This window comes from Ornithinimicrobium sp. (assembly GCF_035267225.1).
Lineage (GTDB): Bacteria > Actinomycetota > Actinomycetes > Actinomycetales > Dermatophilaceae > Ornithinicoccus.
The window spans coordinates 26,760-39,781 of record NZ_DATFMA010000068.1; the positions used below are offsets into that span (position 1 = coordinate 26,760).

11 protein-coding genes are annotated in these 13,022 nt (G+C 68.6%); 2 read left to right on the forward strand and 9 right to left on the reverse strand.

What is annotated here, in order from left to right:
• Nucleotides 1-59 precede the first annotated feature (59 nt).
• On the forward strand, nucleotides 60-776 hold the full coding sequence (locus VJ976_RS06025) for a potassium channel family protein (protein WP_324099210.1): 717 nt from the start codon (nucleotides 60-62) through the stop codon (nucleotides 774-776).
• Nucleotides 777-786: 10 nt separating this feature from the next.
• Here the strand turns inward: VJ976_RS06025 and VJ976_RS06030 are convergent, their stop codons facing one another.
• Entirely contained in the window at nucleotides 787-1,221 is a 435-nt protein-coding gene (locus VJ976_RS06030; protein ID WP_324099211.1) for an HIT family protein, read from the reverse strand.
• A gap of 91 nt (nucleotides 1,222-1,312) precedes the next feature.
• Between VJ976_RS06030 and VJ976_RS06035 the strand changes: the two genes are divergently transcribed.
• On the forward strand, nucleotides 1,313-2,164 hold the full coding sequence (locus tag VJ976_RS06035; protein WP_324099212.1) for a hypothetical protein: 852 nt from the start codon (nucleotides 1,313-1,315) through the stop codon (nucleotides 2,162-2,164).
• A 54-nt stretch (nucleotides 2,165-2,218) separates the two neighbouring features.
• On the opposite strand, the gene zwf is transcribed toward VJ976_RS06035, so the two are convergent.
• The 8 genes from zwf to VJ976_RS06075 all read right to left on the reverse strand — a co-directional run bounded on the left by zwf (nucleotide 2,219) and on the right by VJ976_RS06075 (nucleotide 13,018).
• Nucleotides 2,219-3,658: a glucose-6-phosphate dehydrogenase gene (gene zwf / locus VJ976_RS06040; RefSeq protein ID WP_324099213.1), complete on the reverse strand. Its 1,440-nt coding sequence runs from the start codon at nucleotides 3,656-3,658 to the stop codon at nucleotides 2,219-2,221.
• A gap of 18 nt (nucleotides 3,659-3,676) precedes the next feature.
• Nucleotides 3,677-5,812 carry a S9 family peptidase gene (locus VJ976_RS06045; protein ID WP_324099214.1) on the reverse strand — a complete coding sequence of 712 codons (2,136 nt, stop codon included), beginning with the start codon at nucleotides 5,810-5,812 and terminating at the stop codon, nucleotides 3,677-3,679.
• A gap of 19 nt (nucleotides 5,813-5,831) precedes the next feature.
• Nucleotides 5,832-9,377 (reverse strand): DNA polymerase III subunit alpha, encoded by a 3,546-nt coding sequence (dnaE, locus tag VJ976_RS06050; protein ID WP_324099215.1) that lies wholly within the window; start codon nucleotides 9,375-9,377, stop codon nucleotides 5,832-5,834.
• Nucleotides 9,378-9,436: 59 nt separating this feature from the next.
• A complete protein-coding gene (locus tag VJ976_RS06055; protein ID WP_414693575.1) occupies nucleotides 9,437-10,291 on the reverse strand; it encodes an RluA family pseudouridine synthase in 855 nt (284 codons plus the stop codon).
• 71 nt (nucleotides 10,292-10,362) lie between these two features.
• Entirely contained in the window at nucleotides 10,363-10,944 is a 582-nt protein-coding gene (lspA, locus tag VJ976_RS06060; RefSeq protein ID WP_324099217.1) for a signal peptidase II, read from the reverse strand.
• Complete coding sequence (locus VJ976_RS06065) at nucleotides 10,917-11,357, reverse strand: TraR/DksA family transcriptional regulator (protein ID WP_324099218.1); 441 nt, start codon at nucleotides 11,355-11,357, stop codon at nucleotides 10,917-10,919. Before VJ976_RS06065 ends, lspA begins: the two co-directional genes overlap by 28 nt.
• A 111-nt stretch (nucleotides 11,358-11,468) precedes the next feature.
• Nucleotides 11,469-12,617 (reverse strand): DivIVA domain-containing protein, encoded by a 1,149-nt coding sequence (locus VJ976_RS06070; RefSeq protein ID WP_324099219.1) that lies wholly within the window; start codon nucleotides 12,615-12,617, stop codon nucleotides 11,469-11,471.
• 116 nt (nucleotides 12,618-12,733) lie between these two features.
• Nucleotides 12,734-13,018: a YggT family protein gene (locus VJ976_RS06075; protein ID WP_324099220.1), complete on the reverse strand. Its 285-nt coding sequence runs from the start codon at nucleotides 13,016-13,018 to the stop codon at nucleotides 12,734-12,736.
• Nucleotides 13,019-13,022: the final 4 nt, after the last annotated feature.

Consider the following 13,022-nt stretch of genomic DNA (forward strand, 5'->3'; position numbering starts at 1 on the left):
TGACTTCGCCGTGCTCCCACCACGCGGCCCCCAGGCCAGCGCACTGCCATGCTGCCTGCATGACGCGCTTGGAGAAGTGGGAAAGCAGGACCCGGAGCAGTCTGATGGTGCTGGCGCTGGTGTTCCTGGTCGCATACGCCATTCCGATCGTGGCCCCCGGCGCCCCCGCCGGGCTCCGTGCACTGTGCCGACTGGTGCAGGACATCGTGTGGGTGGTCTTCGCTGCGGACTACGCCATCCGTCTGGCCATCGCCGAGCATCGCCTGCGTTTCGTGCGGCAGAACCTCATCGACCTGGCTGCGGTCACCATGCCGGCTCTACGGCCGCTGCGGCTGGTCTCGGCTCTCATGCTCATCCACCAGCAGGGCGGCCAGAAGCTGCGCGGCCATGTCGCCACCTACGTCCTGGTCAGCACGACGCTGGTCATCTCCATCTCGGGTCTGGCGGTGCTGGACGCCGAGCGGGGGGCCTCCGGCGGCAACATCAGCACCTGGCAGGACGCCTTGTGGTGGGCCTTCGTGACCGTGACCACCGTCGGGTACGGAGACTTCTACCCCGTCACCTACGAAGGGCGCCTGTTTGCCCTGGGTCTCATGCTGTGCGGCATCGCTCTACTCGGCATCGTCACCGCCAGCCTGTCGTCGTGGCTGTTGGAGAAGGTCGCGGACTCCACCGATCAGGCACAGGTCGCGACCGCGAAAGACATCTCTGCGCTCGCCCAGACCATCGAGGACCTGCGGGCCGAGGTGCGCCAGCTCCGTCAGACACCGGGCTGAGGGGCACCGGTCACTGCCCCTGATGCCTGCCGTGGTCCCCCGAGGCGGCACGCACCCGGGAGGCGTACTCGGCCATCTCACCCTCTTCGTAGCGCACGCGGGGCCAGAAGAAGCCACGCAGGCCGTCACCCTTGGTGCGCGGGACGACGTGAGCGTGCAGATGCGGCACCGACTGGCTCACCGTGTTGTTCATCGCGACGAACGAGCCCTGAGCTCCCAGGCCGGTCACCACGGCGCGCGACAGATCCCGGACCAGGCTGAAGAACGGCTCGATCTGCCCCGGCGGGAGATCCGCCAACGTCTCGACGTGTGCGCGGGGTACGACGAGGGTATGACCCTTGAACAGGGGGCGGTGGTCGAGGAACGCCACCGCCGACTCGGACCACGCCACCCACGCGCCCGGCCGGTCACCGGCGACGAGAGCACAGAACGAGCAGGGTTGCATCACCGTAGTCTGGACGCTTGACAGTCAGGCGTCGATTTAGAGCGGATAGGCCGTTGGTAAATCCTCAAGCCGGTCTGTCAACATACGGCATATGGGAAGGCACAGTAGCGATGTCGGCACCGGCGCGAGAGGTGGGGCCGGTATCGCCATCTTCTCGGTGATCGCCGTGGTGGCGCTCGTGCTCGTCGGGTGGGGGGTGCGCAGCCTGGTGGTCTCGGACGACGCAGGCTCACAGAACCAGGCGGCTTCGGAGGGCTCGGGCCAAAGCTCCGGAAACGACGGCAACGGGGACGGCGACGGCGAGCAGGAACAGCCGGACATGGGTGGCGGTGAGAGCTCGCAGGAGTCCAGCGCCCCGGACGACGTCGACGATGCAGAGTCAGGCTCGGATGCCCGCACTGAGCAGGAGCCGCAGGACGAGAACGCACCCGAGGCGCTCGCGCAGTGTCACGCCCGGGTCGCGGCAGGCAACGCCTGGGCCGCGGCTACCGCCGCCTCGGCCAGTAACTGGAAGCAGCACTACACCGCTTCGGTGCGCTACAACGACGGCAAGATCAGCCTGGAGCAGGCCGAAGCCGAGTTCGCCGAGTCCAAGGCGCGGGGTCAGGACGATATCGAGACGGTGAGCGCCGCGGCCGCAGAGTACTCCGACTTCGAGGGGGCGTGCTCCGAGGTGTCCGTGGCGGACTTGCCCGACGAGTGGTCGCAGACGGCACAGCGGTGCCTGGATCGCGCCGAGGCCCTTGAGGGAGTGGTCGCGACCGGAACCGAGGTGAACGGCGACTGGTCGGAGCATCTGGAGATGATGCGTCATAAGGACGAGATCGACCCGGACGTCTACTATGAGCGCTGGCGCTCCATGGTGAGGCAGGCCCCGACGGCGATGAAGCCCTACGAGGCCGCCGTCGCGGACCTGGACGAGGCCCCCACCTGCTCGGTCTGAGGCCGCGAGTGCTCAGCCGGGCAACGCGAGCACCCGCACGTCCTACCCGACCTGTCAGTCGTCGGCGGGCTTGTTGGTACGCCACTTGCGCTCGAACGGCAGCCGCCAGGTGAACGGCGCCACGAGCTGATGCACCTGGTTCGGTCCCCACGAGCCTTCTTCGTACGGACGCACGACCGGTGGGTCCTGCAGCAGCTTCTCCGAGATCTCCCACAGTCGCTCGATGCCCTGCGCCGTGGTGAACAACGTCCGGTCTCCGCGTGCCGCGTCGTAGATCAGGCGTTCGTACGCCTCCAGCACCGCCCCTGACCAGTCCGTGTCCTGCATCGAGAACTGCATGGAAAGCTTGTCCAGCTTCATCCCGGGCCCGGGCTTCTTGCCGTAGAACGACAGCGACATCCGGGTCCGGTCGGCCAGGTCGAAGGTCAGGTGGTCGGGGCCGCGGTCGCCGACCCCCGAACCCTCGGGAAACATCGACTTGGGCGGCTCGCGGAAGGCGATGGAGATGATCCGCGCCCCTTCGGCCATCTTCTTGCCGGTGCGCAGGAAGAAGGGGATGCCGGCCCAGCGCCAGTTGTCGATGAAGCACTTCACGGCGATGAACGTCTCGGTGTCCGACTCCGGGTCTACCCCTGGCTCGTCGAGGTACCCGGTGTACTGGCCGCGGACCACGTGCTTGGGGTCGATGGGCATCATGGAGCGGAAGACCTTGTTCTTCTCCTCGCTGATCGCGTGCGGCTCCAGAGCGGTGGGGGGTTCCATCGCGGTGAAGGCGAGAATCTGGAACAGGTGGGTGACCACCATGTCGCGGTAGGTGCCGGTGCCTTCGAAGAAACCGGCCCGGGTTTCCAGGCCCAGGGTCTCGGGGACGTCGATCTGGATGTGGTCGATGTGGTTGCGATGCCAGATCGGCTCGAAAAGGCCGTTGGCGAAGCGGAAGGCCAGGATGTTCTGGGCCGCCTCCTTGCCGAGGAAGTGGTCGATGCGGAAGATCTGGTCCTCGTTGAACACCTCGTGCAGCCGCGCGTTCAGGGACTTGGCCGAGGCCAGGTCCGTGCCGAACGGCTTCTCCATGACGATCCGGCTGCGCTCCACCAGATCTGCGTCGTGGAGCATCTGCACCACCTCGAGCGCCGCCTTGGGCGGCACCGAGAGGTAGTGCAGCCGGCGCACCTTGTCGCCGTGCATCTCCTTCTCGTGCTTCTTCACCTTCTTGCCCAGAGCCGAGGCGCCCGCGGTCTGCGGAACGTAGTCGATCCGCTTGATGAAGTCGTTCAGCGACTCGTCGTCGGTCGCACGGGTGCTGAACTCCTTGCACGCCTTCTTGGCCAGGTCGCGGAACTCGTCGATGGTCATGTTCTCCAACGAGGTACCGACGACGCGCAGGTCCTCGAGCAGCTCTGCTTGGTGTAGGTGCAGCAGTCCCGGCAGCAGCTTGCGCTTGGCCAAGTCTCCGGTGGCTCCGAACAGGACAACGGTGATCGCTTCTGACATGGCCCTACCCTGCCACGACTACGCCTGCTCGCGCAGCGCGACCGCCCCGATCTGGTCCAGCAGGAAAGCCATCTCGAAGGCCGTGTCGCGCCAGACGTCGTAACGTCCGGTCTTGCCGCCGTGGCCGGCCACCATCTCGGTCTTGAGCAGCAGCGGGCGCTGTCGTGGGTCGTTGCTCACCCGCTCGCGCAGCCGCGCCACCCATTTCGCCGGCTCGACGTAGTAGACGCGGGTGTCGTTCAGGCCGGTCGTGGCGAGAATCGCCGGGTACTCGCCGCTCCCGACGTTCTCGTACGGCGTGTAGCGGCGCATGCGCTCGTACACCTGCTCGTCGTGCAGAGGGTCACCCCACTCCTCCCACTCGACAACCGTGAGCGGTAGGGACGGGTCCAGGATGGTGTTCAAGGCGTCGACGAAGGGCACAGCGGCATGAACGGCCCGGAACCGGTCCGGCGCGATGTTGACCGCCGCCCCCATCAGCAGGCCCCCCGCCGACCCGCCCTCGGCCGCCAACCGGCCCGGCGCCACCCACCCCGAAGCCAACAGATGGTCGGCGCAGGCCACGAAGTCGGTGAACGTGTTCTCCTTGTGCTCCATCCGTCCCTGCTCGTACCAGGTCCGGCCGAGCTCGCCCCCGCCGCGGACGTGAGCCACGGCGTAGACCACACCCCGGTCCAGGTAGGACAAGCGGGCAGCGGAGAACCCCGGGTCCACGCAGATCTCGTAGGCCCCGTACCCGTAGAGCAACCCCGGGGCGTTGCCCTCGGAGGCGACGTCAGCCAGCGCCACCACGGAGATCGGGATCCTGGTGCCGTCGTCCGCGGTCGCCCACAGCCGCTCCTGCCGGTACTGCGCGGGGTCGTAGCCACCAGGGACCGGGCGCTGCTTGAGCAGAGTGCGCTCGCCGGAGCTCAGGTCCACCTCGTAGACCGAGGGGGGCGTGAGCATGGACTCGACGTGCACCAGCAGGGTGTCGCAGTCGAACTCGGGGTTGGCGCCGACCTCGATGGTACGGATCGGCTCATCCCAGGACACCGGCCAGGCAGCGGCCCCGGCCCGGGGCTGGCCCTGCGAGAGCTCCAAGATGTCCACCTCGGCGAGCCCGTCGCGACGCACCGAGATGGCGAGGTGGTCGGCGAAGGCGTCGACTCCGGTGACCCGCTCACCCGCCGCGCCAGAGCGCACGGTGTGCCAGTCCATGGCCGAGGTCGCCTCCGGCGGCGCCCAGGCGAGCTCGAAGTCCGGGTGGGTGCGGTTGTGCACGACCCACAGCCCCTCGGCCGCGGGCTCCAGATCGTACTCGACGCCCTCCTCGCGGGCGGCCACGCACCGGAAGGCGGCGGTGGGTGCGTCCGCGGGCAGGATCCACCACTCCGAGGTGTTCTTGCTGGCCAGGCTGACGGTCACGAGGCGGTCGTCGCGCGAGCCGCCCAGACCGACCCAGAAGCGCTCGTCGGGTTCCTCGAGCACCAGCACGTCCTCTTCCGCCGGCCCGCCCACGCGATGGCGCCAGACCTGGTAAGGGCGCCAGGCGTCGTCCACGCGGGTGTAGAACAGGTAGTCGCCCTCCCAGGACCACACCAGCCCGTAACCCGTGTCGCGCACGGCCTCCTCGACCCGCTGGCCGGTGCTGATGTCGAGGACCCTGACGTCGAAACGTTCGTCGCCGCTCTGGTCGACGGCGTAGGCCAGCAGCGACCCAGCCGGGGAGACCTCGAGCGCGCCCAGAGAGAAGAAGTCGGCACCGGCGGCCTCGACGTTGGCGTCGAGGAGGATCTCCTCCCCTGCCAGCGCGTACTCGCTGGAGGGCGCGGGACGCTGCGGCGTGTGAGCCAGCGCGATGCGCGCGAAGATCGGGTACTGCTGACCCTCGACGGTCCGGGTGTAGTACCACCACGCGCCGCGGCGCACCGCCACCGACTGGTCGCTCTGCTGGGTGTGGGCGCTGATCTCGGCGAAGATGTCGGCCCGCAGGCCATCGAGATGCGCGGTCATCGCCTCGGTATGGGCGTTCTCGGCCTCCAGGTGGGCGAGCAGCTCAGGGTCGGACTTGTCACGCATCCACTCGTACGGATCGGGCACGGCCTCCCCGTGGTGCGTGCGCCAGGACTCGACGCGGCGAGCCTGCGGGGGTCGGGTGGACGGTGAGGTCACACCGCTCACGCTAGACCACTTAAGAGACGTTGGCGGGGCCCAGCAAGGCCTTGAGGTCGCCGAACAGCTCCGCCGACGCGGTCACTCGCAGCGACTCCTCCAGCTGGAACAGCACCGAGCGCCCGGGCTGCGTCAGCTTGACGTGCACCTCGGTCCGGCCGGGGTGTTCGCGCAGCACCTCCTTGAGGCTGTGCGCCAGGGTGTCTGTGGCCCGACCCAGGGGCAGCGTGACCAGTACCGGGCCCCGCGGGCCGGTCTTGATCTCGGGCAGCGTGAGGTCCTGGGCGATCACCTCGACGCCGTCCTCACCCTTCTTCAGCTTGCCGCGGATCACGCAGACGGTGTCCTCAGCCAGCATCGTCGAGACGGTCATGTACGTCTTGGGCCAGAAGACGGCCTCGACCGAGCCGGCCATGTCCTCCAGCACCACGCGCGCGTACGGGTCGCCGTTCTTGGTGCGCTTGAGGCTCAGCCCCGTGATCAGACCGGCCAGCGTGACGAAGTCGCCGTCGGCCGGGCCCTCCTCGGTGCTCAGGCTCACGATGGGCGTCTGGGTGTGCTGGGCCAGGATGTGCTCGATGCCGTTCAGCGGGTGGTCCGAGACGTACAGACCGAGCATCTCGCGCTCGAACGCGAGCAGCACCTGCTTGTCCCACTCCGTGTCCGGCACCGGTGGCAGCGAGACGAGCTGCACGGCGCCCTCGCCCGAGCCGGCGAGCCCGGCGAACAGGGAGTCCTGCCCGATCGCCTCCTGCTTCTTCTCCTCCGCCAATGCCTCGACGTAGCGTTCGTGCACACTGACCAGACCCTGGCGGGGGTGCCCGAGCGAGTCGAAAGCACCGGCCTTGACCAGCGACTCCACCGTCCGCCGGTTGCACACGACGGCCGGGCACTTGCGCAGGAAGTCTTCGAAGGAGGTGAAGGCGCCTTTGTCCTGCCGGGCCTGGTAGATGGCCTCGACGACGTTGCGGCCCACGTTGCGGACGGCCGCCAGCCCGAAGCGGATGTCGCCACCGACGGCGGCGAAGTTGGAGATCGACTCGTTCACGTCGGGGGGCAGCACCGCGATGCCCATACGCCGGCACTCACCCAGGTAGACCGCGGTCTTGTCCTTGTCGTCCCGCACGCTGGTCAGCAGCGCGGCCATGTACTCGGCGGGGTAGTTCGCCTTGAGGTAGGCCGTCCAGTACGAGACCAGGCCGTAGGCCGCCGAGTGAGCCTTGTTGAACGCGTAGTCCGAGAAGGGCACCAGCACGTCCCACAGCGCTTTGACCGCCGCCGCGGAGAAGCCGCGGTCGAGCATGCCCTGCTCGAAGCCGACGTACTCGGCGTCCAGCACCTCACGCTTCTTCTTGCCCATCGCCCGGCGCAGCAGGTCGGCCTTGCCGAGCGTGTAGCCGGCCAGCTTCTGGGCGATCTCCATCACCTGCTCCTGGTAGACGATCAGCCCGTGGGTGGTCCCCAGGATCGGCTCCAGGGCCTCGGCCAGCTCCGGGTGCGGATAGCTCACCTCCTGCTTGCCGTTCTTGCGCAAGGCGTAGTTGACGTGGCTGTTCGCGCCCATCGGCCCGGGCCGGTACAGCGCTCCCACGGCCGAGATGTCCTCGAAGTTGTCCGGCTGCATCAGTCGCAGCAGCTGGCGCATCGGGCCGCCGTCGAACTGGAACACCCCGAGCGTGTCGCCGGCGGACAACAGGTCGTAGGTGGGCTGGTCGGTGAGGTCCCTGCTCAGCGCGTCGAGGTCGACGGTCTCCGAACGGTTCATCTCCACGCCCGCGATGGCGTCGTCCAGCACCGTGAGGTTGCGCAGGCCGAGGAAGTCCATCTTGACCAGGCCGAGGGTCTCGCACGACGGGTAGTCGAACTGGGTGATGATCGCGCCGTCCGCCTCGCGCCGCATGATCGGGATGATGTCGATCAGGGGTTCGCTGGACATGATCACACCCGCGGCGTGCACGCCCCACTGTCGCTTGAGCCCCTCCACGCCCTGGGCGGTCTCGAAGACCTCGGACGCCTCGCTGTCCGTGCGCAGCAGCTCGCGGAACTCCTCGGCCTCCGCGTGGCGCTTGTGCTCGGGGTCGTGGATCCCCGACAACGGGATGTCCTTGCCCATGACGGCCGGAGGCATGGCCTTGGTCAACCGCTCCCCCATGGCGAACGGATAGCCCAGCACGCGGGCCGAGTCCTTCAGTGCCGCCTTCGCCTTCAGCGTGCCGTAGGTGACGATCATGGCCACCCGGTCCTCGCCGTACTTCTCGCTGACGTACCGGATCACCTCACCGCGTCGGCGGTCGTCGAAGTCGACGTCGAAGTCCGGCATGGACATGCGCTCCGGGTTGAGGAAGCGCTCGAAGATCAGCCCGTGCGGCACCGGGTCGAGGTCGGTGATGCCCATCGCGTAGGCGCACATCGAGCCCGCCCCCGAGCCCCGGCCCGGCCCCACCCGGATCCGGTTGCGCTTGGCCCAGTTGATGAAGTCGGCGACGACGAGGAAGTAGCCGGCGTACCCCTTGTCGACGATCACCCGTGTCTCGTACTCCGCCTGCCTCCGGGCGTAGTCGGGGACACCGGAGCCGAAGCGCTGGGTCAGACCGACCTCGACCTCCCGGATGAACCAGCTCGTCTCGTCCTCGCCCTCGGGGCAGGGGAACCGGGGCATGTACCGACCCTCCCCTTCGGTGAACGAGACGTTGCACCGCTCGGCGATGCGCAGCGTGTTGTCACAAGCCTCGGGCAGCTCCCGCCACAGGTGCCTCATCTGCGCCGCCGTCTTCAGGAAGTAGCCGTCGCCGTCGAACTTGAACCGGTTCGGGTCCTGCATGGTCGAGCCGGACTGCACGCACAGCAGCGCCGCGTGCGCCTTCGCGTCCTCCTGCCGGGTGTAGTGCAGGTCGTTGGTGGCCACCAGGGGCAGGTCGAGGTCCTTGGCCAGGGCGAGCAGGTCGCGCTGGACGCGCCGCTCGATCTCGATGCCGTGGTCCATGAGCTCGCAGTAGTAGTTCTCCGGGCCGAACATGTCCCGGAAGTCGGCGGCGGCCTGACGGGCCCGGTCGTACTGCCCGAGCCGCAAGCGGGTCTGCACCTCCCCCGACGGGCACCCGGTCGTCGCGACCAGGCCCCCGGCGTACCGCGAGAGCAGCTCACGGTCCATCCGCGGCTTGAAGTAGTAGCCCTCCAGCGAAGCCAGCGAGGAGAGCCGGAACAGGTTGTGCAGGCCGTCGTTCGTGCGGGCGAGCAGAGTCATGTGCGTGTAGGCGCCGCCGCCGGAGACGTCGTCACGGCCGCCGTCGCCCCACTTCACCCGGGTCTTGTCGCTGCGGTGTGTTCCCGGAGTGACGTAGGCCTCGACACCGATGATGGGCTTGACGTCGTGGGCGCGCGCCGCCGCCCAGAACTCGTAGGCCCCGAAGACGTAGCCGTGGTCGGTGGTTGCGATCGCCGGCATCCCGTACTCGGCTGCGGTGGCGAACATCTGGTCGATCCGGGCCGCGCCGTCGAGCATCGAGTACTCGGTGTGGTTGTGGAGGTGAACGAAGCTCTGTGCGGGGCTGGACGTCGCTGGCATCGCCTCGATCTTAGGTCTCCGCTCGGACAGACCACGCCCAGAGCCTGGCGTGTGTCGTCTCAGCCGGAGAGGCGCTCGAGGGCCCGGCGCAAGTCGTTCGGGTAGTCGCTCTCGAAGCGCACCGGGTCGCCGGTTCCGGGGTGGGTGAAGCTCAGCGACGTCGCGTGCAGCCATTGCCGCTTCAGGCCGAGCCGAGCAGCCAGCGAGGGGTCTCCTCCGTAGGTGAGGTCGCCGCAGCAGGGGTGGCGCAAGGCCGAGAAGTGCACCCGGATCTGGTGCGTCCGCCCGGTCTCGAGCTCCACCTGGAGCAGGCTGGCGGAGCGGTATGCCTCGAGCAGGGTGTAATGGGTCAGGCTCGGGCGGCCGCTGTTCATGACGGCGAAGCGGTAGTCGTGCCCGGGATGCCGGCCGATCGGTGCGTCGATGGTCCCCTCGTGGGGGTCCGGGAGTCCCTGGACCAACGCGTGGTAGGTCTTGCTGACCTCGCGGTCGCGGAACGCCTGCTTCAACAGGGTGTACGCCCGCTCCGAGGCCGCCACGACCATGAGCCCGCTGGTGCCCACGTCGAGACGCTGCACGACCCCCTGACGCTCCGCTGCGCCGGAGGTGGAGATCCGGTACCCGGCGTCGGCCAGCCCGGCCAGCACATCCGGCCCGTCCCAGCCGACACTGGGATGTGCGGCCACGAACGGTGGCTTGTCGACCACCACGATGTGTTGGTCGTGGTACACCACCGTCAGGTCGGGGACGGGCCGGGGCACCACCCGCACCGGCTCAGGTGCGGGCGTGAAGAGGGTCACCTCGACGAACGCGCCGGCGACGACCCGGTCCGACTTCCCGGCGGCCCGTCCGTCCAGCAGGATGGCCCCGCCCCCCGCCAGGTCCGCCGCCTTGCTGCGAGAGAGCCCCAGCATGCGCGCGACCGCGGTGTCCACACGCTCACCCTCCAGTCCCTCGGGCACGCGGGTCCGCACCTCCTGCGGCCTCACGTGGGCTCCCCGTTGCGGACGGCTGACTGCGGGCCTGACCCTGGGGCGGCCGAGCCGACATCGGTGAAGTCCTCGCCCCGCAAGGCCAACAGGCCGATCAGCAGCGCCGCGCTGGTGATGCCGATGTCGGCCACGTTGAACACGGGGAAGTTCGGCAGAGCGAAGAAGTCCACCACCTCGCCGCGGCCGAAGCCCGGCTCCCGGATCAGCCGGTCGACCAGGTTGCCCCCTGCGCCTCCGATGAGCAGACCCACGGCCACGGCGTACCCTCGGTGCGTCACCCGGGGCAGGTTCCAGAGCAGGACCGCTACCACGACGGAGGCGAGGAGGGTGAACACCCACGTGCTTCCGGTGCCGAGCGAGAAGGCCGCCCCCGAGTTGTAGACCAGGCGCAGCTGGAACCAGTCTGCGACGACCGGCACGGGTTGCGCGCCGGTCAGCGCCTCTACCGCCCAGTGCTTCGTGGCCTGGTCCAGGGCGATCCACCCACCGGCCAGGGCCACCGTCCACCACAGGGTGCCGGGTGAGGCGGGCCGGCGCGAGGGCTGGCTCAGCGTCGTTCCTGCCGCTGCTTGCACTTCAAGCACAGCGTGGCCCGCGGGAACGCCTGCAACCTCAGCTTGCCGATGGCACGGCCGCACGACTCGCACACCCCGTAGTCACCGTCGTCGATGCGCTCGATGGCGTGCTCCGTCTGCTGCATGAGGGCACGCGCGTTGTTGGCCAACGACATCTCGTGCTCCCGCTCCCAGGTGGCCGCCCCGGCATCGGCCTGGTCGTCTCCGGAGCCTTCTCCCGACTCCCGCATCAGGGCGACCAGGTCGTGCTCGACCTCGGCGAGCTCGTCGGCGAGACGCGCGTTGTCCCCGACCAGCTCGTCGCGGACCGCAGCCAGCTCCTCACTCGTCCATGGATCCTCGTCCGACAGCACCGGGACCCCGGTGTCCTCGACGGTTCCGGTTGCTGACTCTGACGACGGCTCGCTGACCACGCGCCACCCCTACTCGGTTCCGGGCCGCGGAACGCTGACCCTGTGAGCGGAGGATAAGGCACGAGCCTGGTCCACGCCAGGGCCGGGGGCCAGGGAGTGCCGTGCGCAGGACTAGTCGTCCTCGAGAGTGCTGAGCTGCTCGGCAAGCATGGCGCGCAACCGGGCTCGTGCCTCCTTCTGTCGAGTCGTCAGCTCCTCGATACTCGAGGCGAGGCTGGCCTGCCGCTCCGTCAGGTCACCGAGCACGTTGGTCCGCCGCTGCTCGGCCTCGCCGATCAGCTGGTCGTGAGTGTCGTGACCGTCCTGCACCAGCGCGTCGTGGGTGCTCTGACCCTCGGCCACCACCCGGTCGTGGGTCGCCTGCCCTTCGGCGACCAGCCGGTCGTGGGTCGCCTGCCCTTCGCTGACCAGCTCGTCGTGACGCCCCTGGCCGGTCTGGACCAGCTCGTCATGCTGCTGCTGCCCGGAGGCAAGCAGCTCGTCGTGCTGCTGCTGGGCGCTCTCGGTCAGCTCCCGGCTGCGGGCATCTGCTTGGGTGGTGACCTGTTCGGCGTACTCGTCGGCCTCGCTGACCAGCCGCGCCTTGGTGCTCTCACCTTCTGCGACGTGCTCGTCGTGCACCCTCTGCGCCAACGCGATGATGCCGGCCGCCTGATCGCTGGGTGCGGTCTCCTCGGTCGGCCGCTCCTGGGCCTGTGCCGCCTTCTCGTGGGCCTCCGCCTCGGCGCGCTCGGCTTCGGCCCTGGCCTCCTCCACCCGGTGCTCCAGCACCTTCAGCTCGTCCTCGAGCGCCTCTCGCGTGCTGCTGTCGCTCTCCGAACCGGAGGCCTCGGCCTGTTCGACCTCGGACTTGGCGGCGTCGATCCGCGCCGCCGCCTCCTGCTCGGCTGCGTCTGCCTCGGCGCGGCTCGACTCGACCCGCTGGTTCAGGCTGTCCAGCTCGGCGACGAGCTCGTCGCGCTCACGGCGGACGCGGGCGAGCTCCTCCCTCTCCGACTGCAAGGCCTCCGAGTCGCTCTCAGGGTCGCTCTCAGGGTCGCTCTCGAAGTCGGAGCCTGCCGAGCGCGACCCGTCTTCGGGCGCCTTCCCGGAGCGGCACTCCTGCAGATCGTTCTCCAGCGTGACGCGCTCGGAGTTGAGCCGGCGCAGCTCGACCACGACCTCGTCGAGGAAGTCGTCGACCTGGGTCTCGTCGTACCCGCGACGGAGGTGGGTGGACGTAAAGCTCTTCTTGATGACGTCCTCAGGGGACAACGCCATGGTGCACCTCGTTCGACTGATCGGTAGCCGGACGGTGGGGGTCCCGGCCGGTCCTGCTTCACAATGCAGGACACCCTAACGGACCCTTGCGCTGGACGGTGTTCTTTCTCGCGGAGTCAGAATGGGATCTGGCTGACCAGGATTCGCGCGAAGCTGACACCGATGATGAGCACCAGGAAAGCCAGGTCCAGGGCTACTCCGCCCAGCCGCAGCGGCGGAATGACGCGCCTCAGGGCGCGCAGAGGTGGATCGGTCAGGCTGTAGATGAACTCGGCGACGACCAGGATCACGCCGCTGGGTCGCCAGTCGCGGGAGAAGACCTGGATCCAGTCGAAGATCAGGCGCCCGATGAGGACGATGAAGTAGAGGTAGAGGGCGAAACCCAGGATCTGACTGACCATAGGG

What these genes read in the sequence shown, in the direction of transcription:
- VJ976_RS06025 (WP_324099210.1), top strand. Translation starts at nt 60, where the DNA reads ATGACGCGCTTGGAGAAGTGGGAAAGCAGGACCCGGAGCAGTCTGATG.
- VJ976_RS06030 (WP_324099211.1), bottom strand. Translation starts at nt 1,221, where the DNA reads ATGCAACCCTGCTCGTTCTGTGCTCTCGTCGCCGGTGACCGGCCGGGC.
- VJ976_RS06035 (WP_324099212.1), top strand. Translation starts at nt 1,313, where the DNA reads ATGGGAAGGCACAGTAGCGATGTCGGCACCGGCGCGAGAGGTGGGGCC.
- zwf (WP_324099213.1), bottom strand. Translation starts at nt 3,658, where the DNA reads ATGTCAGAAGCGATCACCGTTGTCCTGTTCGGAGCCACCGGAGACTTG.
- dnaE (WP_324099215.1), bottom strand. Translation starts at nt 9,377, where the DNA reads ATGCCAGCGACGTCCAGCCCCGCACAGAGCTTCGTTCACCTCCACAAC.
- VJ976_RS06055 (WP_414693575.1), bottom strand. Translation starts at nt 10,291, where the DNA reads ATGCTGGGGCTCTCTCGCAGCAAGGCGGCGGACCTGGCGGGGGGCGGG.
- VJ976_RS06070 (WP_324099219.1), bottom strand. Translation starts at nt 12,617, where the DNA reads ATGGCGTTGTCCCCTGAGGACGTCATCAAGAAGAGCTTTACGTCCACC.
- VJ976_RS06075 (WP_324099220.1), bottom strand. Translation starts at nt 13,018, where the DNA reads ATGGTCAGTCAGATCCTGGGTTTCGCCCTCTACCTCTACTTCATCGTC.